The organism is Streptosporangium sp. NPDC023963, from assembly GCF_040639135.1.
Lineage (GTDB): Bacteria > Actinomycetota > Actinomycetes > Streptosporangiales > Streptosporangiaceae > Streptosporangium.
This window is the reverse complement of the sequence record NZ_JBEZZK010000023.1, coordinates 1-22,741: the sequence shown is the minus strand read 5'-3', so window position 1 is coordinate 22,741 and position 22,741 is coordinate 1. Positions and strand designations below refer to the sequence as shown.

The window sequence follows — 22,741 nt, the reverse complement described above, 5'->3', positions numbered from 1 at the left end:
TCTTCGAGAGATGTTCCGGAATGGTCGGAGGGCATGCGCATTCTGATGGTCGCGCCGCCCTGGTACGACGTGCCGCCCCTCGGCTACGGGGGCATCGAGTCGATGGTGGCCGGGCTCGTCGCCGGCCTGACCCGGCGCGGGCACGACATCACGCTGATCGGGGCCGGGCGGGCGGGGACCTCCGCGCGCTTCCTGAGCACCTACGGGCGGGCGCCCTCGGAGCGGATCGGCGAGCCGCTGCCCGAGGTCCTGCACGCCGCCAAGGCGTACGCGATGACCTCGAAGCTCGTGGTGGACGTGATCCACGACCACACCCTGGCAGGCCCGCTGACCGCGCCCGCGCAGACCGTCCCGACGGTGATCACCTGTCACGGGGAGGTAGGGGGCGAGTACGGCGAGTACTACCGGGTGCTCGGCGCCGCGGTGTCGATGGTCGCCATCTCCGAGGCCCAGCGGCGCATCGCCCCCGACCTGAACTGGGCGGGGGTGGTCCACAACGCGGTCGACGTCACGGCCTTCCCCTTCAGGGAGCGCAAGGAGGACTGGGCGCTGTGGCTGGGCCGGTTCAACGAGGACAAGGGCGCCCACCTGGCCATCGACGCCGCCCGCGCCGCGGGACGGCGCATCCTGCTCGCCGGCAAGCTCACCGAGAAGATGGAGTACGACTATTTCGACGAGTACGTCAGGCCCCGGCTCGGCGCCGACGCCGAGTACGTCGGCGAGGCCGACACCACGCGCAAGCACGAGCTGCTGGCGGCGGCCAGGTGCCTGATCTTCCCGATCGTCTGGGAGGAGCCGTTCGGCATGGTCATGATCGAGGCCATGGCCTGCGGCACGCCCGTGGTCGCCCTCTGCAGGGGCGCCGTGCCGGAGGTGGTCGTGGACGGGGTCACCGGATTCATCCGGGGCGACCCCTCGGAGCTCCCCGCCGCGATCGAGGCGGCCGGCGCGCTCGACCCGCGCGCCTGCCGTTCCCGCGTGGAGCGCTTCTTCGGCGTGGACGTGATGGCCCGCGCGTACGAGGCGATCTACCGCAGGACGGTCGCCGGGCTGCCGAGGCGGGCGAGGGAGGACTCGGACAGGAACGCCGGGGAGAGCAGGGACCTGGCCATGCCCGTCAACTGAGACGCGCCCTAAGGTGGTTCGCGGCGCCGTGATCGACGGGGATCGCGGCGCGGCGGACCCCGGCGCGGCCCGCGGGTCCCGGCGGAAGGCGGAAGGACGTCCATGGGTGAGTTCGTGCGGGTGGAGGCGGCCGACGGGGTCGCGACGATCAGGCTCGACCGGCCGAAGATGAACGCGCTCAACCGGCAGGTCCAGTTGGAGATCGCCGAGTGCGCCCGGCAGGTGGACGCCGACGACGACGTGTACGCCGTGGTCCTCTACGGGGGGAAGGTCTTCGCGGCCGGGGCCGACATCAAGGAGATGGCCGGCATGTCGTACGCCGACATGGCGGTCCACTCGCAGGTCCTGCAGGACTGCTTCACCGCCGTCGCGAGGATCGGCAAGCCGGTCGTCGCGGCCGTGACCGGCTACGCGCTCGGCGGCGGCTGCGAGCTGGCGCTGTGCGCCGACGTCAGGATCGCCGGGGAGTCGGCCAAGCTGGGCCAGCCCGAGATCCTGCTGGGCATCATCCCCGGGGCGGGCGGCACCCAGAGGCTGCCCCGGCTGGTCGGCCCGGCCAGGGCCAAGGACCTCATCTTCACCGGGCGCCACGTGTCCGCCGCCGAGGCGCTGAGCATCGGCCTGGTGGACCGGGTCGTCCCCGACGACGACACCTACACCGAGGCCCTCGCGTACGCCGCCCGGTTCGCGGGAGGTCCCGCCCTGGCGCTGCGCGCCGCCAAGAAGGCCGTGGACCGCGGCCTGGAGACCGACCTCGACACCGGCCTGGAGATCGAGCGCCTGCAGTTCTCCGGGCTGTTCGCCACCGACGACGCGGGGATCGGCATGCGAGCCTTCTCCGAGAGGTCGAAGGCCGAGTTCACCGGTCGCTGACCGGCCCGCCGGGCCGGGTGGAGCTTGCAGGGATTGGTCCTGGCTGATCAGGAATTGCCGGTATCGTGCCGAGTTATGGTGCGGTTGGTGAAGCGTGCGTTGGTGCCCGCCCCGCTGCGGCGGGCGGTTCTCGGCTGGTTCGACTCCCGGTACATCTCCAGGGCCGACCACCGGCAGGACGTCAAGGACGCGCTCTGGGAGGTCCGGACGCTGGCCAGGGAGGTCACCTCGCTGCGCGCGGAGGTCGTCGAGCTGCGCGCGCAGGTGGCCGGGGTCAAGCTCGACCCGGCGCGGGCCGGGCGCTGGGACGACGCCCACCGGCTGGCCCGGGAGACCGCCGTCGCGCTGGACGGGGTGCTCCAGAACGAGGTGCTGCTCTGGCAGGCCGTGGATCGCGCCACCGGGGGAACGGCGGACATCGGCGGCACAGCGGGCATAGCGAGCACAACGGGCACAGCGGGCACAGCGGGCACAGCGGGCAGGGGGAGCGGCGCGTGAGAGTGGCCTGGACGGCCGACGGCGGCACCTGGCACCTGGCGTTCCGGCTGGACCCCGAGGACGGCGTCACCGGCCACTGCGCCGACGGCGCGCCGCTGAAGCTGGCCACGAACACCTTCAGGGTCGAGCTGCCGCGGGCGCCGCGTGACATCCACCCGGACCTGCTCGCCCTCGCCGCGTGGACCGTGGTCGCGCCGTGGACCCGGCGCCGCGTCACCTTTGACCGGCCGATCTCGCCGGAGTTCGCCGAGGCGATCGGCGACGGCTGGGGGGTCCAGGCGGGTCCTGCCGGTTCTGCCGGTTCTGCCGGTCCTGCTGGGACACGACCGCGCTCCGGCGGCAGGCTGGCGATCTCCTACAGCGGCGGGGCCGACTCGGTCGCGGTGGCCGCGATGCTGCCCGACGCGCCGTTCGTGCACTTCCAGCGGGTCTCCCACCCGCGCGTGCCCAACCGGTGGACCCACTACCGCTCCGACGTCCTGGCCTCGCTGGCGGAGAAGACCGGCCGCGAGCTGACCGTCGTCCGCTCCGACCTGGAGTTCACCCTCGCCGAGCCCCGCCCCGGCTACCCCGAGCACCACGCGGTCGCCGTGGGCGCGCTGCTGATGGCCGACGAGCTCGACCTGGGCGGCCTGGCCTTCGGCTACGAGCTGGGGTCGCGCTGGCTGGGGGGCGCCCGCTACATACACCGCTACACGCCCGACAACCTGATGTGGGCCCCGCACGGCGCCTGGGGACGGGCGTTCGCCGCCGCCGGGCTGCACATCGTGCTCCCGGTGGGCGGGGTGAGCGAGGCCGTCACGATGCGGCTCGCCCTCGGCTCCGAGCTGCGCGGGCAGCTCCGCTGGTGCCTGCGCGGGGTGGGCGGCCCCTGCGGGACCTGCGGCAAGTGCCTGTACAAGGAGCTCATCCAGGCCGCCGTCGAGCGCCGCCCGCTCCGCACCACGATCACCGCGGGCCGCCCGGTCGCCCGCAAGTGGCAGCAGCCGCCCCCGTACGGGGGGCAGGAGATGATCGAGTACGGCTGCGCCCGCGTGCCCGGCATCGAGGACACGGTCTTCGCCGCGGCGGCTCGGCATCTCCGCGCGACCGAGGCGTCCACCGCCTGGCTGGACCGCTGCTACCCGCCCGCGGTCGCGGAGATTCCCGAACCGTGGCGCAAGCAGGTTCACGACTTCGTGGACGGGGAGATCGGTTTCATGAGCGATGAAGAGGCGCGTCGCGTCGAGACGTGGGGGATGACGTGAAGGTCTACCTCTCGGTCGACATGGAAGGTGTCACCGGGCTGACCGACCCCGAGGAGATGCACGCCGGGGGCCGGGGCTACGAGCGCGGCTGCGAGCTGATGACCGGCGACGCCAACGCGGTCGTCGAGGGGGTGTTCGACGCCGGGGCCACCGCGGTGCGTGTCAACGACGCCCACGGCTCGACCAAGAACCTCAGGATCGACCTGCTCGACGAGCGGGCGACCCTGCTGCGGGGCCCTGGCAAGCCGCTGCGGATGGGACAGGGGCTGGACGCGAGCTACCGGGCGGCCTGCTTCGTCGGCTACCACGCGCGGGCCGGTGTCCAGCACGGCGTGCTCAACCACACCTGGATGGGCAGGGAGATCCACAACGTCTACCTCAACGGCGAGGTGTGCGGGGAGACCCGTCTCGTCGCCTCCTTCGCCGGGACGCTCGGCGTGCCGGTGGTCCTGGTGACCGGGGACGAGGCCGTCTGCGAGGAGGCCAGGGAGCTGCTCGGCGACGTGGAGACCGTCGCGGTCAAGAAGGGCGTCGACAGGTTCGCCGCCGAGCTCCTGCCGCCCGCCGTCGCCCACGCCCGCATCCGCGAGGCCGCGGCCCGCGCGCTCGACCGGGTGGCGGACTTCCGCCTCTGCGCCCCCGAGCCGCCGTTCACCCTCGGGGTCGAGTGGAACTCCACCGCCATCGCCGCCGGATGCGCGATCATCCCCGGGGTGACGGCGGCGGGTCCGCGGCACACGGAGTTCACCACCGACGACTTCTCGCAGATCATGGCCCTGCTGGGGATCTTCGCCATGATCGGCGGCCACGTCGCCTGCGGCAGCGGCGCGTACGGCTGACCCCTCCGGCACCCCTCCATGTCCTTTCCGGCCCCCCTTCACCCGGGGCTCCCCCCGATCCGGATAGCCTGCGACGCGCGATCCCCCTCGCCCCGCCGGCGTCCCGCGACCCGGCGACCCCTCGACTTCCCCGATCCCCTCGACCCGACGGTGCCCGATGTCCCCTGACGACCCCCATGAGTGACGAGACGGGCCCCGCGCGGCCCGACGCCGCCTCCGCCGCGGTGCCCCCCGCCGCCGAGACCCCCGCCAAGACCCCCGTCAGGCCCGCGTCCGCCACGGGAGCGGGCCTGACGCGCAGGGCGCTGCTGGTCGGCGTGGGCGCGGCCGGGGGAGCCGGGGCCATGTTCGCGGCGATGGGCGCGCTCGGACTCGCCCCGGAGTCCCAGGACAGGGACTTCATCCCCCCGCAGCGCTCCGACTTCTCCCTCACCGGCAGGGGAGCGGCCAAGGTGGTCGTCCTCGGCGCGGGCATCGCCGGGCTGACCTGCGCCTACGAGCTGGGCAAGGCCGGGTACGACTGCACGGTCCTGGAGGCGTCCGGCCGGGTGGGCGGCAGGAACCTCACGCTGCGCGCGGGTGACCGGCTGGACGAGCTGGGCGGCGAGACGCAGATCGCGGGGTTCGAGGAGGGCGTCTACTTCAACGCGGGGGCCGCGCGGATCGCGGCCTGGATGGTCACCATGGACTACTGCCGCGAGCTGGGCGTCCCCGTCGAGATCTTCGTCAACAACAACGCCTCGGCGTACGTCTACACGCGCGGCATGACCGCCCCGGCCCGGGCGCGCGCGGCCCGGGCGGACCTGTACGGCTACGTCGGGGAGCTGCTGGCCAAGGCGAGCAACGCGGGCGCGCTGGACCGCCGTCTCACCGCGGACGACCGCGAGCGGCTGGAGGAGTTCCTGCGGCGTTTCGGCGACCTCGGCCCCGACCTCGCCTACCGGCGGGACTCCCGGCGGCGGGGGTTCGAGACCTACCCCGGGGTGGGCGAGGGCGTCTCCGTGGGCACGGCCTCCTCGCTGCGCGACGTGCTCGCCGCGGGCACCGGCAGGTACGTCACCATGGACTTCGGCTACGACCAGGTCATGCCCATGTTCCAGCCGGTGGGCGGCATGGACACGATCACCGGCGCGCTCGCCGACGCGGTCGGCCGCGACCGGATCAGGACGGGCACGCCGGTCACCGGGGTCAGGAACCTGCCCGACGGCGTGGAGGTCACGCACCGGGACGGCGTCGTCCGCGCCGACTACTGCGTCGCGACCCTGCCGCCCCATCTGTTCGCGCGCCTGCCGCACAACCTCGGCACCCCGGTCACCGCCGCGCTCCGCACGCCCGTGCCCGTCTCCGCCGGCAAGATCGGGCTGGAGTACGGGAGGCGCTGGTGGGAGATCGACGACCGCATCTACGGCGGCGCCAGCGAGACGGACCTGGACATCACCCACATCTGGTACCCCTCTTACGGCTTCCACTCCCGCGGCGGCCTGGTGGTCGGCTACTACAACGTCGAGGAGAACGCCGACGTGTACACCGGCCTCTCCCACCGCGAGCGACGCAACCGCGCGCTCACCCAGGGCAAGAAGATCCACGGGGAGAAGTACCGTGCCGAGCTGCGCTCCAGCGTCTCGATCGCCTGGAAGCGCCAGCCGTACATCGAGGGCGGCTGGGCGAGCTGGCCCTCCTTCGGGAGCGACTTCGCCCTGCTGCAGCGCCCGGCGGGCCGGGTCTACTTCGCCGGCGACTGGCTCTCGCACCTGACCGCCTGGCAGGCCGGTGCCATGGAGTCCGCGAGGAGGGCGGTCACCGATCTGCACCGCCGGGTGCTCCAGACGCCCTCCTGAGTGTCACCCCGCCGCCGTAAAGTCTCCGGTGCGAGAGAATCTCCAAAGGAATTCCTAGGGAGGCGAGACGGCGATGGCGATCGGGACTCTGGACTGGACGAGCGCCGCGGAGCGGCCGGACCTGCTGGCCGAGCCGGTGGCGCGGGCGATCGGCGGGCTCGGCGGGGGCGGTGAGCTCGATGGGCTCGGCGGGGTGACCGTCGCAGAGATCGACCCGGAGCTGGCCGACACGGCGGCCTTCTGCGAGCGCTACGGCGTGGGCATGGGCGAGTCGGCCAACTGCGTGATCGTGGCGGCCCGGCGCGCGGGGGAGACCCGCTACGCGGCCTGCATGGTGCTCGCCACCACGAGGGCCGACGTCAACGGGGTGATCCGGCGCCACCTGGACGCGCGGAAGATCTCGTTCGCGCCGATGGACGACGCGGTCGCGCTGACCGGCATGGAGTACGGCGGGATCACCCCGCTCGGGCTGCCCGAGGACTGGCCGGTGCTCGTCGACGAGGCGGTGGCCGCCCATCCGGAGGTCGTGATCGGCAGCGGCGTCCGCCGTTCCAAGCTGGCCGTGTCCGGCTCCCTGCTGGCCGGGTTGAAGACGGCGCAGGTTCTCCACCTGGCGAACTGAAGCGGAAATGAGATTAAGTGAGAGCGGGAATCGGGAAACCGTCGGGGTTCTGTGAACGTTATTCAGTCGGAAAATGTGGCCCGATGGTTCATCTCGTGGGCGAGGTCTAAGCCGATATGGTGCTTCATGCCATGAATCAGGACGACCGATTGGGTCCTTACCGGCTGCTGCGGCGGCTCGGCGAGGGCGGTATGGGCGTGGTCCATCTAGCCGTCGACCCGCAGGGCCGGCAGGTGGCGGTGAAGGTCCTCCGCGCCGAGGTGGCGGGCGACGACGTCGCGCGTCGCCGTCTTTCGCGCGAGGTCGAGACGATGCGCCGCGTGCGCAGCGAGTACATCGCGGAGGTCCTCGACGCCGACGTGACCGGCCACCGTCCCTACATCGTGACGCGCTACGTCGCGGGCAGGCCGCTGGACGAGGTCATCAAGCAGGACGGCCCGATGGAGCTGCCCGCGCTGCTGCGGGTCGCGCACGGGGTGGCCTCGGCGCTGGCCGCCGTCCACTCGGTCGGGGTGATCCACCGCGACCTCAAGCCCGGCAACGTCCTCATCCTGGACGGCGAGCCGGTCCTCATCGACTTCGGCATCGCGCAGGCCGTCGACGCCACCCGGCTCACCCAGACCGGCATGTTCATCGGCACCCCCGGCTACCTCGCCCCCGAGATCATCGAGGGGCACGAGGCCGGGCCCGAGGTCGACGTGCACGCCTGGGCGGGCACCCTGGTCTTCGCCGCCACCGGCCTGCCGCCCTTCGGCAAGGGCACGCTGGAGATGATCTTCTACAACATCACCGCGGGCAAGGCGAACGTCGACGCCGTCCCCCAGGCGCTCCAGCCGATCCTGCGGGCCGCGCTCCAGCGCGACCCGGCCAGGCGGCCCGCCGCCGCCGAGCTGGCGGCGCAGGTGGGACGCCTGCTTCCCGGCCCCGGCCCCGTCACCGGCAGGCCCCGGGTGCCCGACGAGATCACCACGGTCGCGGAGTTCGACGACCCCGCCCCCGGCTCCCGCGGTCCCGGGGTCCCGGGCGCCTTCGGCGGCCCCGGTGGCCCCGGCGCCCCGAGTCCGCGCGTCCCCGGACGCCAGGGCGCCGCTGTCGACGGGCCGGGCGACGTGCCGACCCCGGTGGCGTCACGCCCCGCGGTCCAGCAGCCCACCTCCTGGCCCCCCGCCCCCGTGGCCCAGCCCCGGGAATACGTCTCGCTGCTCGGCGAGGAGCAGCCCGACCCGTGGCCCACCCGCCGGGTGACGCCCGAGGAGCTGCGCCAGGCCGCGGCGGCCCAGCAGGCCGCGCACGACCTGCCCACCGGCATGCTCGCCCCCGAGGACGTCCCCACCCGGGCCCCGGGTCCCGTTCCCGGCCCGGTGCCGGGTCCGTCCACCCCCGTCCACGACCGGCAGGGCGCGCGGGCCGGCGACGACGGCGCCACGGCGCCGGTCTCCGACGGGGACATTCCCACCCAGCGGGTCCGCCCTCAGGACCTGCAGGAATACATCCGCCAGTACACCGACCAGCCGGGCCGGCCCGGCCGGCAGGCCCCGTCGGGTCAACAGGCCCCGCCGGGTCAGCAGGGCCGGTCGCCGCAGCCCGGCGGCCAGCCCCCGCCGCCCTACCCGCAGCGGCAGGCCCCGTTCGACCAGCAGCGGACCCCGCAGGTCCGCACCCCCACGCCGCCCCCCTACCCCTACCCGCATCCCCAGCCGCAGCAGCACGCCCAGCAGCCGCAGCAGCCCGTGCCCGCGGCGCTCCACCCCGGCCAGCGTCCGGGAAACGCGTTGCAGCGTTCCAAGGCGTACGGGGTGGCGAGCGTGCTGATGCTGGTCGTCATGACGGTCGCGGCGGTCGTCGCCCCGGTGATCGTCGCCGCGCTGGTGATCCCGGTGGCGATCCTGCTGCGCGCCGCCGACATCGCCCAGCCGGCGTTCAGCGCCAGAAGGGGCGCGGGTGAGGCGGCGGCCGACGTCTTCCGGGTGCTCGGCCGGCCGGCCGCGCTGCTGAAGTCGATCGGCATCACCGTCGCCCTCGTGCCGTACGCGCTGATCCTCGGCCTGCCCGTGACGCTCCTGCTCGTGGTGTGGGTGGGGGGCATGCCGGAGACCAACGCGCTGAGCTGGGGCGTGGCCGTCGCGCTCTGGACCGTCTGCGCCGGACCCGGTGTGGAGGGCCCCAGCCGCCAGATGCGACGTACGCTGGCATCACTGCTGCCGTCGCGCGGCGCGGCCATGATCGTCGCCGCGGGGCTGGCGGTGGCGGCGGCGCTGATGGTCCTCCTGGCGATCGGCACCGTGGGAGACACAGCACGACGGGCGGTGTGGACGCCGGTCGACGTCGGAACGGTGGTGCACGAACTGAAGGACCTACGAAAGAAGGCGGCGTGATGACCGGGGACACGCGGGCGCCCGAGAGGCTGGGTCCGTACCGCCTGCTCAGGAAGATCGGCGAGGGCGGGATGGGCGTCGTCCATCTCGGGCTCGACGAGGACGGGCGAGAGGTGGCCGTCAAGGTCCTGCACCCGCACGTGGCCGCCGACCTCAAGGCACGCGACCGGCTCACCCGCGAGGTCGAGACCATGCGGCGGGTGCGCAGCCAGCACGTCGCCGAGGTGCTCGACGCCGAGCTGACGGCCAAGCAGCCCTACATCGTGACCCGGTTCGCCCCGGGGCGCACGCTGGAGGAGACCGTCCTGGAGGACGGCCCCCTCTCCGACGACCAGATCATCCGGCTGGCGCAGGGCATGTGCGCGGCGCTGGTGGCCATCCACGCCGCCGACGTCATCCACCGCGACTTCAAGCCGTCCAACGTGATGATCGTCAACGGTGACCCGCTGGTCATCGACTTCGGCATCGCCCACCTGGTCAACGCGACCCGGCTCACCCAGACCGGCATGTTCGTCGGCACCCCCGGCTACCTCGCCCCGGAGATCATCCGCGACTCCGAGATCACCCAGGCGGCCGACGTGCACGCGCTGGCCTCGACGGTCTTCTTCGGCGCGACCGGCAAGCCGCCGTTCGGCACGGGCAGCTTCGAGGTCGTCTGTTTCAACATCATGGAGGGCCGGGCCAACATCGACCTGGCCCCCGCGTGGCTGCGGGGCTGGCTGCGCCGGGCCCTGGCCGTCGACCCCGTCGCCCGGCCGTCCGCGACGGAGTTGCACCGGATGGCCCGCGCCCTCGACCCGAGGGTGACGGCCTTCCAGGAGACGCCGCCCACCTCCGTGCTGGAGAGCGGGACGAAGGTCCTCGGCACCGACGGCACCAGGGTCCTGGACGGTAAGTCCACCTCCCCGTCGCAGTCCCAGTCCTCGCCGTCCTCCCCGCCCCCGCAGGCCCCACCGCCCGCGCCGCCGCGGAACGGCACCCGCGCGCTGCCGCAGGACGGCACCTACTCCGACCTGCTCCCGCCGGTCGAGTACGCCAAGCCGGAGCGGCGTGAGCGCAGGCCCAGGCAGGAGCAGGGTCAGGGGTCCGCCGCGACGGCCCCGCCCCCGTACGTCCCGGCCTCCAAGCCGCCGCCCTACGTCCCCGCGCCGCCCTCGGCGCAGGCCAGGGCCGCGGCCCCGCCGCCCTTCGCCGACCAGCGGGTGGCCGGATATCCGGCGCCGCCGCCCACAGGTCAGGCGCGGCCCTACCCGCCGCCGGTCCAGGCGCGCCGTGAGGCCCCCACCCAGGACCGGCCCGCGCCCGCGCCCCGCACCCCTCCGCAGGAGCGCTACCGGGCCGCCCACCCGCTGGCCTCGGTGCTGTTGCTGACCATCCTGGTGGCGCTGGCCTGCATGCTGCCCGTGGTGGTGAGCGTGTTCGCGCTGGCCGCCGCGCTCTGCCTGCGGGTGGGCGAACACCTCTTCGGGGACCTGGCCCAGCGACGCTCCATCCGGGGCAGCAGTGCCAGCGACCCCCTGCTCGCGGTGCTCGGCACCCCGTGGGCGCTGATCAGGTCCGCGTTCGGGACGCTGGTCACCGGGCTGCTGTCCGCCATGTTCGGCATGTGCGTGTGGGGGTTCCTCGTCTACGCCGGAGACATGAACAAGAACCTCGCGGCCGCCTACGCCGCGGGTGCCTTCGTGGCCGGGCTGTTCGTGCTGCCCGGCGGCGGCAAGCCCCGCAAGGCCGTCGCCCGCGCGCTGAGCGGGGTCATCCGCAGTCCCGGCGCGGGCATGGTGACCACGATCGTGCTGGGCACGCTGGCGTTCTTCGCGGTGATGACGGCGTTCAGCGTGGCCCCGTCCTTCTCCCCGTGGCGCAACCCGACCGACGTCGTCAACAGCCTCACGGCGGAGTGGCGGCAGTCGGCGAACGAGGGCGCGATAGGCGCGCTCGACCTCGTCGGCGGACTCCTGGACAGCCTGATGAAGAGCCTCGGCCTCGGATTCCTGACGTTCTGGAAGTAACGGACCCGCCGGCGGGTCTTCACCGGTCGCCGACCGGTGCGCGATCGCCTTCTCTGCGGCACGATGGAGGGGACCCGCCGGAAGGAGTCGCATGGTTGCGCCGGACGGTGAACGTCTTGGCCCCTACCGCCTGCTGTCGAGACTGGGCGCCGGAGGTTTCGGCGAGGTCCACCTGGCACTGGATCCCGAGGGGCGCACGGTGGCGGTCAAGATCCTGCACCCCCACGTCGCGGCCGACGAGACGGCCCTGACCCGGCTGGCCCGCGAGGTCGAGACCATGCGGCTGGTCCAGGGCCCGCGGGTCGCCGAGATCCTGGACGCCTCCCTGGAGGGGGCCCGCCCCTATCTGGTCACCCGTTACGTGCAGGGCCGCCCGCTCGGCGCGGTGGTCGCGGCCGACGGGCCGGTCGCCGGCGACGCTCTCGTACGGCTGGCGCGCGGCCTGGCCGAGGCGGTGGCCACCGTGCACGCCGCCGGGGTGGTGCACCGCGACCTCAAGCCCGCCAACGTGATCCTGACCGACGGGGAGCCGGTCGTCATCGACTTCGGCATCGCCTCCGCGCTCGACTCGCCCTCGGTCACCGCCTCGGGGGCCGTGCTCGGCACGCCCGGCTACCTGGCGCCCGAGGTGCTGGAAGGCACCGAGGCCGGTGCCGAGGCCGACGTCTTCGCCTTCGGGGCGACGCTGGCGTACGCGTCCACCGGGCGGCACCCCTACGGCACCGGTCCGGCGTCGGCGATCGGCTACCGCGTCGTCCATCACCCTCCCGACCTCGACGGCGTTCCCGGATGGCTGGAGCCGACGCTCGGCAGGTGCCTGCTGCGCGATCCCGCCGCCCGGCCGCGCGCCGACGCGCTGCCGGCGTGGCTGGGCAGCGCCCCCGCCGCCCCCGCCGCCCCCGCCGCCCCCGCCGCCCCCGCCGCCCCCGCCGGCCCCATCGCCCCCGTCGCCGGGCCGGCCGGGTACCGCCGCGACACCGCCGACGCCCGTAAGGCCGCCCGGGCCGAGGGCGCACGGCACCGGGCGGCCGCGTTCCGCGACCCCCCGCCGTTCCCGAGAGCGGACTCCCCGGACTCCGCGGCGTTCCAGGATCCCGCGGTGTCCCCCGATCCCGCGTCGTTCCCGGAACCCCGGCCTCCGGACATCCCGGTGCCGAAGGCCAGGTCGCCCCGGGACAGCGGGAACGACACCGGGAACACAGCGGGCACGGCGGGCACAGCGGGCACGGCGGACACCGGGATGCAGGATCTCGGCACCAGGGAGTGGCGGCCGGGGCAGCCGCGCCCGGCGACGGGCAGGCCCTCGCCGGAGGAGGCCCGCGCGCGCCGCAGGGTCGTCCTGCACCGCCGCTGGGTCGTCGGCACCGGCCTGCTCGTCTCCCTGATGGCCGCGACCGCGAGGGAGCCGCTGCCCGAGGTGGCGCTGCTGCTCCTGACCGGGTACGGCTCGGTGATGCTCGTCGACGCGGGCATCGCCCTGTTCGCCCGCCGGGACCGCGGGCGGATGATCCTCGACCTGGCGGCCGGGGCCGGGGCCGTCGCGCTGGGGGCGGTCCTCAGCACGTTCTTCAGCACGCTCACCCTGGCGCTGGTGCTGGGCACCGTCGTCTTCGTCCTGGTCGCGATCCTGGCGGCCGGCTGAGCGGGCCGGGGGCGCGGGCGTGGCGCGGAACCCGCGCGCGAATACCGGAATATAGTTCGGTATGGTAGGGGTGGCGGCCCTCGGGGAAGGTTACGGCCGCTCGGCGTGGGCCGCGCAACCTGGCGGTTTGCGCCTAAGCTACTGATGGGTAACATAATGACGGGGGGCCGGGACGGGCACGCACCGACCGGGCCACCCGCTGCCACACCGCCCGAGGGCACCTGGCAGTCTTGGCAGCGCGTGCACGTACCCCGCGTGCACGTACCGCATCCGGCGTCAACCGCAGCGACGCGGTGGCGCAGGCGAACACGGGAGGTCGGCCACCGGCCATGAACATCGTCGTCTGCGTGAAGCAGGTCCCCGACACGGCGACCGAGCGCAAGCTGAAGTCCGATGACAATACGCTCGACCGCGATGCCGCCGACGGCGTCATCAACGAGCTGTGCGAGTACGCGGTCGAGGAGGCGCTGCGCCTGAAGGAGGCGCACGGCGGTGAGGTGACCGTCCTCACCATGGGTCCCGCCAAGGCGAGCGACACCATTCGCAAGGCCCTGGCCATGGGTGCCGACAAGGCCGTCCACCTGGTGGACGACGCGCTGCACGGCTCGGACGCCCTGGGCACCTCCCACGCCCTGGCACAGACCCTCAAGAAGATCGGTTTCGATCTGGTCGTGCTCGGCTCGGAGTCGACGGACGCCCGCACCGGGGTCCTCGCCGCCATGCTGGCCGAGCGCCTCGGCGTGCCGCAGCTCACCTTCGCCAACCAGGTTCAGGTCGACGAGGGCGCCATCTCCATCCAGCGCGTCACCGACTACGGCTACGACAGGGTCGAGGCCTCGCTGCCCGCCGTCGTCTCCGTCGTGGAGAAGATCAACGAGCCGCGCTACCCGTCCTTCAAGGGCATCATGGCCGCCAAGAAGAAGCCGGTCGAGAAGCTCGGCGTCGCCGACGCCGAGATCGACGCCTCCCAGGTGGGCCTGGCCAACTCCTGGAGCGAGGTCGCAGACTTCGCGGTCGCCCCGCCGCGCGCGGCGGGCACGGTCGTCAAGGACGAGGGCGACGGTGGCGTGAAGGCCGCCGACTTCCTCGCGTCGAAGAAGTTCGTCTGAGAGCGGGGGTTAGCTGGAATGTCCGAGATTCTCGTTCTGGTCGAGCACGTCGAGGGCCAGGTCAAGAAGGTCACCCTTGAGCTGCTGACGCTCGCCAGGAAGCTGGGCACCCCGTCGGCGGTCTGGACGGGCGCGGGCTACTCTCCCGAGGCCCAGGCCAGGCTGGCCGAGTACGGCGCGGAGAAGATCTATCTGGCCGACTCCGCCGAGGTCAGCGACTACGTCGTGGCGCCCAAGGCGGAGCTGCTCGCCCACCTGGTGGGCGAGAAGGCGCCGGCCGCGGTGCTCGTGGCCGCGACGGCCGAGGCCAAGGAGATCGCCGGCCGTCTCGCCATCAAGATCGACTCCGGTGTGCTCACCGACGTCGTGGGCATCGAGGACGGCCTGGTCGCCGACCAGTCCATCTTCGGCGGCGGCATCAACGTCCGGTCGCGCGTGACCAAGGGCACCCCGATCGTCGCGGTGCGCCCCAACGCCACTCCGGTCGAGGCCGCCGCGGGCGCGGGCACCGAGGAGCGCGTCACCTTCACCGTCTCCGACGCCGCCAAGGGCGCCAGGATCGTGGAGCGGGTCAAGGAGGAGAAGGGCGCGCGCCCGGAGCTCACCGAGGCCGCGATAGTGGTCTCCGGTGGCCGGGGCGTCGGCTCGGCCGAGAAGTTCTCGATCATCGAGGACCTGGCCGACTCGCTCGGCGCGGCCGTCGGCGCCTCCCGCGCCGCCACCGACGCCGGCTGGTACCCGCACCAGTTCCAGGTCGGCCAGACCGGCAAGACCGTCTCGCCGCAGCTGTACATCGCGGCGGGCATCTCCGGGGCCATCCAGCACCGGGCCGGTATGCAGACCGCCAAGACGATCATCGCGATCAACAAGGACCCCGAGGCGCCGATCTTCGAGCTCGCCGACTACGGCGTCGTGGGCGACCTGCACCAGATCGTCCCGCAGCTGACCCAGGAGATCACCAAGCGCAAGTGACCGGCAGGTCACAGCGCATCACGGCGTATCGGGGGGGTACGGGCACGGTGTGCCCGTACCCCCCTTTGCCGGTTCGTGGGCCCGCGAGGGTTCAGGCCGCCATGGAGAGCTCGCGCCTGGCGGTGTCCAGCGGGACGGCGACCGCGCGGGAGCGGGGCAGGAACCACGCGACCACGGCGATCAGGACGCCGAGCACCACCGCGATGCCGAGTCCCACCCTGAGTGTGACCAGATCGGAGAGGAAACCGATGATCACGGGGCCGAGCAGCAGTCCCGCGTAGCCCATCGCGCCGGTCTGGGCGATGGCCGGTCCGGGGTCGCCGGTCGCGCCGCCCGCCAGGGACATGGCCATCGGCGAGACCGTCGCCACGGCCACCCCCACGAACAGCATGGCCGAGACGGCGATCGGCGCCGTGGGGGCCGTGAGGACCACGGTGAAGGTCGCGGCGGTGGCCAGGCCCGAGGCGACCATCATGCCGCGGGCGCCGAAGCGGGCCCGGACGCGGTCACCGGTGAGGCGCCCGGCCAGCATGCCCGCCTCGAAGATCGGGTAGCCCAGGGCGGCGAGCGCCTCCGGCGCGCCCAGCACGTTCCGCAGGTACAGGCCGTTCCAGTCGGCGACCGTACCCTCCACCATGAACGCGCAGAAGGCGATCACGCCGAGAAGGTAGACCACCGGGGGCATCCGGCGCCGTGCCGTGCTCCGGCCCTCGGCCGAGCGGCGGGAAGCCCTCACCGGGTCGGGCAGGTAGGAGCGGCTGACGAGCACCGCCACGGGGAGCGCGAGCAGGGCGACCAGGGTCAGGTGGACCGTGATCGAGAGTCCCGCCGCGATCGCCGCGGTGCCCAGCAGGCCCGCGGAGATCGCTCCCACGCACCAGCCGGCGTGCATGCCGTTCATCAGCGGGCGTCCGTAGGCGCGCTCGACCACCGATCCCTGCGCGTTCATCGCGACGTCCACCGCGCCGAACGCCAGGCCGAACAGGCCGCTCGCGGCCAGGGCCAGGGGGAACGACGGGGCTACCGCGAGCAGCGCCAGGGTGGTCGCGGTCAGGGGAGCCGCGACCCGCAGGATGCTCCGGCTGCCGAGGCGTGTCATCACCCCGCGCATCGACTGCATGGTGATGAGCGCTCCCAGCCCCCAGACGAGGAGGATGCCGCCCACCGATGCCTCGGACAGCCCGAGCTTGTCGGAGAGCGCCGGAATGCGCACGGTCATCGTTCCGCACAGCAGGCCTGCGAGCACGAATGTGAGAACCGCTCCGGTTCGAGCCGCTCTCAGGTCGCGGGTCATGACTCAATCCCTTCAATAAATGTTTTGACAAACCGGGGAGCGGGCACACCAAAGTCGGTCGCTTTCGCGCGTGCGAAAGCGACCACCAATCTTTGTGAGTGTTTCCCCTGGTCAGGTGAATGATCAGACGGGTGCCCGCCGACCGGCGCGTCGCGGCGCCGGGGTGATCAGGCGGGCAGGGTCGTCACGGGCAGGGCCGTCAGGCGGGCAGCAGGGCCAGCAGTCGTCGTTTCAGGATCTCGATGTGCTCGGCGTCGTAGAGGCCGGGGTCGTGGCTCGCCACGTCCCACAGTCCCTCGCAGGCCAGGCGCACGATCTGCGCCGCCTCCGGGTCGGGCTCGCTGTCGAGCCCCTCGCGGTGCCAGCGGGCCATCGCCACCCGGAGCGGGGCGAGAAGGTAGAGGTTGCCGGAGGCCCCGGTCACCACGGCCCAGCGTCGCAGCCTGCCGCTCTGCACGGCGGCGAACGTGGCCGCCAGGTAGTTCTTGGTGTAGGTGTCGTGCCCCTGGGTCGCGACGAGCTCGTCGAACTCCTCGATCAGCCGCTCGACCATGCCCTTGATCAGGGCTTCCTTCGTGCCGAAGTGGTAGAGCAGGCCGCCCTTGCTGCAGCCGGCGCGCTCCGCGACGGTCGCCAGGGTGAGAGCCTGGGAGCCCTGGTCGCAGAGCAGATCCTCTGCCGCGTCCAACAGCTCTTCCCGTCTCATGGCGGTTACTGTACCGTCTGGACGGTTCAGTGGTCAACTCCGCGGATCAGGCCCTCCACGGGCGCGGATACGCTTGGAAGGTTGACAGCGAGTTGGGGAGGGGAATGCGGCCGTGAAGTCCGCCTATCTCGATCACGCGGCGACCACGCCGATGCTTCCCGAGGCGATCGAGGCGATGACAGCCCAGCTCGGCCAGGTCGGCAACGCGTCCTCCCTGCACGCCGCAGGCCGCCGCACCCGCCAGGTCGTGGAGGAGGCGCGGGAGACCATCGCCGCCGCGCTCGGCGCCAGGCCCAGCGAGGTCGTCTTCACCGCGGGCGGCACCGAGGCCGACAACCTCGCCGTCAAGGGCCTGTACTGGGCCCGCCGTGCCGGGGGGGCCGACAGGATCCTGATCAGCGCGGTGGAGCACCACGCCGCCCTGGACCCCGCGCACTGGCTGAGCGCCCACCAGGGCGCGACCGTCGAGCCGCTCCGCGTCGACGAGTTCGGCCGGGTGCACCCGCAGACCCTCCGCGACGCCATCGAGCGCGACCCGGGGAGTGTCGCCCTGGTCAGCGTCATGTGGGCCAACAACGAGGTCGGCACCGTCCAGCCGGTCCACGAGCTCGCCGCGATCGCCGGGGAGTACGGCATCCCCTTCCACACCGACGCGGTCCAGGCCGTCGGCCAGCTCCCCGTGGTCTTCGCCGGCTCGGGGGTCGACGCGCTGACGCTCTCCGGGCACAAGGTCGGCGGCCCGATGGGCGTCGGCGCCCTGCTGCTCGCCCGGGGCGTCGACCCGGTGCCGGTGCTGCACGGCGGCGGCCAGGAACGCGACGTCCGCTCCGGCACGCTCGACGCCCCCTCCGTCGCCGGCTTCGCCACGGCGGTGCGGGCCGCGGTGGCCCGGCAGGCCGAGAACTCGGCCCGGCTGACCGGGCTCCGCGACGACCTCATCCGCCGGGTCCGCCAGGCGGTGCCCGACGTGATCCTCAACGGCGATCCGGTGAACCGCCTTCCCGGCAACGCCCACTTCTCCTTCCCCGGCTGCGAGGGCGACGCCCTGCTCATGCTCCTGGACGCCAAGGGCGTGGAGTGCTCGACGGGCTCGGCCTGCTCGGCGGGGGTGGCGCAGCCGTCGCACGTACTGCTCGCGATGGGCGCCGACGGGTTCCGGGCACGCGGCTCGCTGCGCTTCTCCCTCGGCCACACCTCGACCGAGGAGGACGTGGACCGGCTGGCCGACGTCATCGGCCTCGTCGTCGAGCGCGCCCGCCGCGCGGGCCTGAGCTGATCGGTGCCGTACGGGGGTCCGTCGCATGGCTTCGGGGCCTCCCGGCCCGACCAGGTGGGCGCCGGCGCGGGTACGCTCAGGGGGTTATGAGTCTTCGTGTGCTTGCCGCCATGTCCGGTGGCGTCGACTCCGCCGTGGCGGCCGCCCGCATCGCCGAGGCGGGCCATGACGTCACCGGTGTCCACCTCGCCCTCTCCGCCAACCCCCAGTCCTACCGGACCGGCGCCCGCGGGTGCTGCACGGTCGAGGACTCGCGAGACGCCCGCAGGGCCGCCGACGTGATCGGCATCCCCTTCTACATATGGGACATGGCCGAGCGCTTCCACCGCGACGTCGTCGAGGACTTCGTCAGCGAGTACGCCGCCGGGCGCACCCCCAACCCGTGCCTGCGCTGCAACGAGAAGATCAAGTTCGAGGCGGTGCTCGACCGGGCCCTCGCGCTGGGCTTCGACGCGGTGGCCACCGGGCACCACGCGCGCGTCGCGGACGGTGTCCTGAGCCGTAGCCCCGACCAGGGCAAGGACCAGTCGTACGTCCTGGGCGTGCTCACCAGGGAGCAGCTCGGTCACGCGATCTTCCCGCTGGGCGACTCCACCAAGGCCCAGGTGCGCGAGGAGGCCGCGCGGCGCGGTCTCATGGTGGCCGACAAGCCCGACAGCCACGACATCTGCTTCATCGCCGACGGCGACACCCGGGGCTTCCTCGCCGACCGCCTCGGCGCGGAGCGGGGCCCGATCGTCGACGAGTCCGGCGAGGTCGTGGGCGGCCACGAGGGCGCCTACGGCTTCACGATCGGCCAGCGCAAGGGCCTGCGCATCGACCGCCCGGCCCCCGACGGCCGCCCCCGCTACGTGCTGTCCATCGAGCCGGTCTCCAACACGGTCACCGTCGGCCCGCGCTCGTCCCTCGAGGTCACGACCATCGTCGCGGAGCGGCCGGTCTGGAACGGCCCGGTGGAGGAGCCGCGCGAGCCGCTGGCCTGCACGGTCCAGCTCCGCGCCCACGGCGAGGTGTACGGCTGCCGTGCCCAGCTCTCCGGCGGGGAGGTCCACATCACGCTGGACGGCCCGGCCACCGGGGTCGCGGCGGGCCAGGCGGCCGTGCTCTACCTCGGCGACACCGTGATCGGCTCGGCGACCATCGCCTCGGCCTCCTGAGCCCGCTCCGCGGACGCGTTCGCGGCACCCGGGCGGCTTCCCGTCCCGGTGGAGCCCCGCCATGGGACGGGCGCGGGGCCGCTGTACGGGCGGCAACCGCATCCACCGTGATCATTTGCCAGACAGGCCTTGGTCGCGTCACCGCCGTCGGGTTGATCGGTTCGTCCATGGTGCCCATGGCTGGTCCCCTGTTCACGGCCGGGGCAGCCCTCAGGCCGTCCCGGCCGGTGATGAGTCAGACGGGGTCGATCGCGAGGTCGGTGACCTGGTCGTCCTTGATGCCGAACACGAACGCGAAGGACAGGGGCCCGCCGGGGAACTCACCGTCCCCGGAGGCCACCAGACGGTCGCCCGCGAACGAGGTCGGCGTGATCACGATCTTGGGGTTGATCAGGTGCCCCTGGATCCACTCGCGGATCTCGGCCTCGCCGGCGTAGGTCGTCCCGTCATCGCGCACGGTGGCCCCGTCGCCGAAGACCGCGGCCAGCGCGTTCGCGTCGTGCGCGTTGGTGGCCGCGATGAAGTTCTCGACAGCCTTGGGAAGGGTGATGTCGTCCATTTCTGCTCTCCGGTCTTCTCGGGTGCCAGGACGCGGGCGCGTCCTGGTACGTCCCTGCAGCACCTCAGCACCAGCACCTCAGCACCTCAGCGGCACGATGACGATGCGGGCGGCGACCCGCCCCGGGCCGTGCGGCGCGGTGACCGGCTCGAGGTGCCGAGCAGGGGTCAAGTCGGCATGGACATGCGCGGGGCGCATGCTGATGAAGGCTTCGTCGGGTCGGTTGTGTGTGGTGACTCAATCCACCCCGACGAGGCTCCTCACGTTCGCGGCGAGGTCGACTCCCGCGAGTTGCGGACACAACTTCTGGCAACAGGCTCAGAAGTCCGCGCCGCGCGAGAGCTTTTCGTTCGCGCGCAGCTCCGTGAGTGCGTTCTCGTGCATCGCGACGACGACGTCGTAGCCAGAGTTGCCGAGCACGATCCGTTGCGGCGGAACGGGGGCGTTCATCGCGCTGATCACGGCCTGCACTCCGCGTTCGGGGTCACCCTCCTGCTTGCCGTTGTGGTCCACGAACGCCGCCTTGACGCCCTCGACCATCGGCACGTAGGCGTCGACGGTCTCGTTGACGGGCTCGTCCTGGAAGCCGGCGAAAGCCTTGGTGCGGAACGCTCCCGGCTCTACGACGAGCACGCGCACACCGAACGGCTCAACTTCATGGCGCAGTGTCTCCGACAGTCCTTCGAGCGCGAACTTCGCCGCCGAGTAGTAGCCGAACCCCTGTGCGCCGACGAGGCCTGCCACCGACGACATGTTCACGATCCAGCCGTCGCCGCGTGCCCGCATACCTGGCAGGACCGCGCGTATCACCTCGACCACGGCGAACAGGTTGAGGTCGAACGTGCGGCGGATCGTCTCGTCAGGGGCCCCCTCGACCGAGCCGAACCAGCCACGGCCCGCGTTGTTGACGAGCACGTCGATCCCGCCGAACCGCTCCTCCGCCGCCTTGACCGCCGCACGCACCTGCTCGGCATCGGTGACATCGAGCTGGAGAACCAGCACACGGTCGCCGTACGGTTCAGCCCATTCCTGCAGTTCAGAGGGCCGACGCGCTGTCACCACCACCTGATCGCCCTGTTTCAGCGCAGCCTCGGCATAGACCAGGCCGAACCCTCCGGGCGTCCCGCCGGTGACGAACCAAGTCCTCATGGACTTCTCCTTTCGCTATAGAGGGCAATGTAGCGCTATATGAGCTACTATAGCAACCATGCAGAATGCACGGGATCGACTCCTGCTCGTCGCGGCGGAGTTGCTGGAGGCCGGCGGCACGGTGTCCACGAGAGCGGTGTGCGAACGCGCCGAGGTGCAGGCCCCGACGCTGTACCACCACTTCGGCAGCAAGCAGGGCCTGATCGACGCCGTGGTGAACCACGGCTTCACCCAGTACACGGCGGTCGAGAGTTCTGGCGACCCGCTGGGCGACCTGCGCGAGGGCTGGGACAGGCACGTGCGGTTCGGGCTGGAGCACCCGTCGTTCTACGGGCTGCTCTACGGCCGCGCCGAGCCGGGAAAGCCCTGCGTCGTCACCGCTCCCGCGCACGCCGCGTTGCGCGAGCGGTTGACCGCCGCCGCCGCCCATGGCCTGCTCAAGGTGCCGGCGGACGAAGCCGCCGAACAGGTGCTTGCCGCCAACGTCGGCATCACGCTCACCTTGATCAGCCAGCCGGAGCCGGACTTCGGGCTGTCCGGACGCGTCCGCGAGGCCGCGCTGGCCGGAGTCCTGCACACGCCCTCCGCCGACGCCCCCGCGACCCGTGCGAGCGCCGCACTGACGTTGCGTGCGCTGGTCGGCAACGACCCGGGCGACCTCACCCCCGGCGAACGCGCGCTGCTCGGCGAGCTGCTGGACCGCCTGGCCCGCTAAGGCCTGTCTGGCAAATGATCACGGTGGATGCGGTTGGACAATCGCTCGTGGTGCGACGAGGCGAGCCGACCGACAGGACTCGGCAACGGATCGAGCCCCTGCTGCCCGCGACGGACGGCAGGGGACGGCCCTGGCGTGATCACCGCGAGGTCGTCAACGGGATCTCGTGGCGGTTGCGGACCGGATCGCCCTGGCACGACATCCCCGAGCGCTGCGGCCCCTGGCAGACCTGCCATGAGCGGTTCGAACGCTGAGACCAAGACGGCACCTGAGCCAGGATCCTGGAAGACCTACAGGTCGAAGACGACTCCCTCGGGACGGCCGAGGTGACCGTCAGCATCGACTCGACCATCGCCCGCGCGCACCAGCACGCCGCCGGAGCCCCAAAAAAAGGGGGACAGCGGTGAGACGATCGATGCGAAAGCCTCCCAAAGACGACAAGCCCTCGGGCGCTCCCGCGGCGGACTCACCACCAAGCCCACCTGATCACCGAACCCCGTGGCCTGCCGCTGACCGTGCGTCCGACCGGCGGCAACGTCGCGGACTGCACCGCCTTCGAAGCGGTGATGACCACCTTCCGGCTGCGTCACCCCGGCATCCGTCATGCTCCGGCTCCGCCGTTTCGAATTGTCAGACAGGCCCTAGGACCTGTTTTGTGGATCATCTGAGCCAGAGCAGTAGGCAGGCGATGGTCACGGCTGATCGGTAGTGGGCGGCGAGCTTGTCGTAGCGGGTG

Annotated in this window: 20 protein-coding genes; 16 read left to right on the top strand and 4 right to left on the bottom strand. The window is 72.5% G+C overall.

Annotated elements, in window-relative coordinates:
- Positions 1–33: 33 nt before the first annotated feature.
- The 12 genes from AB0F88_RS40595 (at position 34) to AB0F88_RS40540 (ending at position 15,149) form a co-directional block, all read left to right on the top strand.
- Entirely contained in the window at positions 34–1,125 is a 1,092-nt protein-coding gene (locus AB0F88_RS40595) for a glycosyltransferase family 4 protein (RefSeq protein ID WP_362696771.1), read from the top strand.
- A 102-nt stretch (positions 1,126–1,227) separates the two neighbouring features.
- Positions 1,228–1,998 (top strand): enoyl-CoA hydratase-related protein, encoded by a 771-nt coding sequence (locus tag AB0F88_RS40590; protein ID WP_362696769.1) that lies wholly within the window; start codon positions 1,228–1,230, stop codon positions 1,996–1,998.
- A gap of 87 nt (positions 1,999–2,085) precedes the next feature.
- Positions 2,086–2,496 carry a hypothetical protein gene (locus tag AB0F88_RS40585; protein WP_362696767.1) on the top strand — a complete coding sequence of 137 codons (411 nt, stop codon included), beginning with the start codon at positions 2,086–2,088 and terminating at the stop codon, positions 2,494–2,496.
- Positions 2,493–3,743 (top strand): DUF6395 domain-containing protein, encoded by a 1,251-nt coding sequence (locus AB0F88_RS40580; RefSeq protein WP_362696765.1) that lies wholly within the window; start codon positions 2,493–2,495, stop codon positions 3,741–3,743. The genes AB0F88_RS40585 and AB0F88_RS40580 overlap by 4 nt, the downstream gene beginning before the upstream one ends.
- Positions 3,728–4,582 carry a M55 family metallopeptidase gene (locus tag AB0F88_RS40575; RefSeq protein ID WP_362696763.1) on the top strand — a complete coding sequence of 285 codons (855 nt, stop codon included), beginning with the start codon at positions 3,728–3,730 and terminating at the stop codon, positions 4,580–4,582. The genes AB0F88_RS40580 and AB0F88_RS40575 overlap by 16 nt, the downstream gene beginning before the upstream one ends.
- A 176-nt stretch (positions 4,583–4,758) precedes the next feature.
- A complete protein-coding gene (locus AB0F88_RS40570; protein WP_362696761.1) occupies positions 4,759–6,420 on the top strand; it encodes an FAD-dependent oxidoreductase in 1,662 nt (553 codons plus the stop codon).
- A gap of 73 nt (positions 6,421–6,493) precedes the next feature.
- The gene (locus AB0F88_RS40565) at positions 6,494–7,042 is read left to right on the top strand and encodes a YbaK/EbsC family protein (RefSeq protein WP_362696759.1); all 549 of its coding nucleotides are present in this window, start codon (positions 6,494–6,496) and stop codon (positions 7,040–7,042) included.
- Between the two features lie 131 nt (positions 7,043–7,173).
- Positions 7,174–9,417, top strand: coding sequence for a serine/threonine-protein kinase (locus AB0F88_RS40560; RefSeq protein ID WP_362696758.1), 2,244 nt, complete (start codon positions 7,174–7,176; stop codon positions 9,415–9,417).
- Positions 9,417–11,426, top strand: a complete 2,010-nt coding sequence (locus tag AB0F88_RS40555; RefSeq protein WP_362696756.1) for a serine/threonine-protein kinase — start codon at positions 9,417–9,419, stop codon at positions 11,424–11,426. Before AB0F88_RS40560 ends, AB0F88_RS40555 begins: the two co-directional genes overlap by 1 nt.
- A 91-nt stretch (positions 11,427–11,517) precedes the next feature.
- Positions 11,518–13,068: a protein kinase gene (locus AB0F88_RS40550; RefSeq protein ID WP_362696754.1), complete on the top strand. Its 1,551-nt coding sequence runs from the start codon at positions 11,518–11,520 to the stop codon at positions 13,066–13,068.
- 329 nt (positions 13,069–13,397) lie between these two features.
- The gene (locus AB0F88_RS40545) at positions 13,398–14,177 is read left to right on the top strand and encodes an electron transfer flavoprotein subunit beta/FixA family protein (RefSeq protein ID WP_362696752.1); all 780 of its coding nucleotides are present in this window, start codon (positions 13,398–13,400) and stop codon (positions 14,175–14,177) included.
- An 18-nt stretch (positions 14,178–14,195) separates the two neighbouring features.
- Entirely contained in the window at positions 14,196–15,149 is a 954-nt protein-coding gene (locus AB0F88_RS40540) for an electron transfer flavoprotein subunit alpha/FixB family protein (RefSeq protein WP_362696750.1), read from the top strand.
- 91 nt (positions 15,150–15,240) lie between these two features.
- Here the strand turns inward: AB0F88_RS40540 and AB0F88_RS40535 are convergent, their stop codons facing one another.
- Complete coding sequence (locus AB0F88_RS40535; RefSeq protein ID WP_362696748.1) at positions 15,241–16,443, bottom strand: MFS transporter; 1,203 nt, start codon at positions 16,441–16,443, stop codon at positions 15,241–15,243.
- A gap of 199 nt (positions 16,444–16,642) precedes the next feature.
- Positions 16,643–17,149, bottom strand: coding sequence for a TetR/AcrR family transcriptional regulator (locus AB0F88_RS40530; protein WP_362696746.1), 507 nt, complete (start codon positions 17,147–17,149; stop codon positions 16,643–16,645).
- Between the two features lie 112 nt (positions 17,150–17,261).
- Here AB0F88_RS40530 and AB0F88_RS40525 point away from each other — a divergent pair, with 112 nt between their 5' ends.
- Both AB0F88_RS40525 and mnmA read left to right on the top strand, forming a co-directional pair.
- Positions 17,262–18,425 carry a cysteine desulfurase family protein gene (locus AB0F88_RS40525; protein ID WP_362696744.1) on the top strand — a complete coding sequence of 388 codons (1,164 nt, stop codon included), beginning with the start codon at positions 17,262–17,264 and terminating at the stop codon, positions 18,423–18,425.
- A gap of 86 nt (positions 18,426–18,511) precedes the next feature.
- Complete coding sequence (gene mnmA / locus AB0F88_RS40520; protein WP_362696742.1) at positions 18,512–19,582, top strand: tRNA 2-thiouridine(34) synthase MnmA; 1,071 nt, start codon at positions 18,512–18,514, stop codon at positions 19,580–19,582.
- Between the two features lie 235 nt (positions 19,583–19,817).
- Here the strand turns inward: mnmA and AB0F88_RS40515 are convergent, their stop codons facing one another.
- Positions 19,818–20,141 (bottom strand): nuclear transport factor 2 family protein, encoded by a 324-nt coding sequence (locus tag AB0F88_RS40515; RefSeq protein ID WP_354842435.1) that lies wholly within the window; start codon positions 20,139–20,141, stop codon positions 19,818–19,820.
- 318 nt (positions 20,142–20,459) lie between these two features.
- Positions 20,460–21,290, bottom strand: a complete 831-nt coding sequence (locus AB0F88_RS40510) for an SDR family NAD(P)-dependent oxidoreductase (protein WP_362696740.1) — start codon at positions 21,288–21,290, stop codon at positions 20,460–20,462.
- Between the two features lie 58 nt (positions 21,291–21,348).
- Here AB0F88_RS40510 and AB0F88_RS40505 point away from each other — a divergent pair, with 58 nt between their 5' ends.
- Positions 21,349–22,005 (top strand): TetR/AcrR family transcriptional regulator, encoded by a 657-nt coding sequence (locus AB0F88_RS40505; protein ID WP_362696738.1) that lies wholly within the window; start codon positions 21,349–21,351, stop codon positions 22,003–22,005.
- A gap of 50 nt (positions 22,006–22,055) precedes the next feature.
- Positions 22,056–22,259, top strand: coding sequence for a transposase (locus AB0F88_RS40500; RefSeq protein WP_362696736.1), 204 nt, complete (start codon positions 22,056–22,058; stop codon positions 22,257–22,259).
- Positions 22,260–22,741 lie beyond the last annotated feature (482 nt).

Excerpts from the sequence above, each read along its gene's own strand:
- AB0F88_RS40515 (WP_354842435.1), bottom strand. The coding sequence starts at position 20,141 with ATGGACGACATCACCCTTCCCAAGGCTGTCGAGAACTTCATCGCGGCC.
- AB0F88_RS40510 (WP_362696740.1), bottom strand. The coding sequence starts at position 21,290 with ATGAGGACTTGGTTCGTCACCGGCGGGACGCCCGGAGGGTTCGGCCTG.
- AB0F88_RS40550 (WP_362696754.1), top strand. The coding sequence starts at position 11,518 with ATGGTTGCGCCGGACGGTGAACGTCTTGGCCCCTACCGCCTGCTGTCG.
- AB0F88_RS40595 (WP_362696771.1), top strand. The coding sequence starts at position 34 with ATGCGCATTCTGATGGTCGCGCCGCCCTGGTACGACGTGCCGCCCCTC.
- AB0F88_RS40535 (WP_362696748.1), bottom strand. The coding sequence starts at position 16,443 with ATGACCCGCGACCTGAGAGCGGCTCGAACCGGAGCGGTTCTCACATTC.
- AB0F88_RS40545 (WP_362696752.1), top strand. The coding sequence starts at position 13,398 with ATGAACATCGTCGTCTGCGTGAAGCAGGTCCCCGACACGGCGACCGAG.
- AB0F88_RS40555 (WP_362696756.1), top strand. The coding sequence starts at position 9,417 with ATGACCGGGGACACGCGGGCGCCCGAGAGGCTGGGTCCGTACCGCCTG.
- AB0F88_RS40505 (WP_362696738.1), top strand. The coding sequence starts at position 21,349 with ATGCAGAATGCACGGGATCGACTCCTGCTCGTCGCGGCGGAGTTGCTG.
- AB0F88_RS40565 (WP_362696759.1), top strand. The coding sequence starts at position 6,494 with ATGGCGATCGGGACTCTGGACTGGACGAGCGCCGCGGAGCGGCCGGAC.
- AB0F88_RS40570 (WP_362696761.1), top strand. The coding sequence starts at position 4,759 with ATGAGTGACGAGACGGGCCCCGCGCGGCCCGACGCCGCCTCCGCCGCG.
- AB0F88_RS40540 (WP_362696750.1), top strand. The coding sequence starts at position 14,196 with ATGTCCGAGATTCTCGTTCTGGTCGAGCACGTCGAGGGCCAGGTCAAG.
- AB0F88_RS40590 (WP_362696769.1), top strand. The coding sequence starts at position 1,228 with ATGGGTGAGTTCGTGCGGGTGGAGGCGGCCGACGGGGTCGCGACGATC.
- mnmA (WP_362696742.1), top strand. The coding sequence starts at position 18,512 with ATGAGTCTTCGTGTGCTTGCCGCCATGTCCGGTGGCGTCGACTCCGCC.
- AB0F88_RS40530 (WP_362696746.1), bottom strand. The coding sequence starts at position 17,149 with ATGAGACGGGAAGAGCTGTTGGACGCGGCAGAGGATCTGCTCTGCGAC.
- AB0F88_RS40560 (WP_362696758.1), top strand. The coding sequence starts at position 7,174 with ATGAATCAGGACGACCGATTGGGTCCTTACCGGCTGCTGCGGCGGCTC.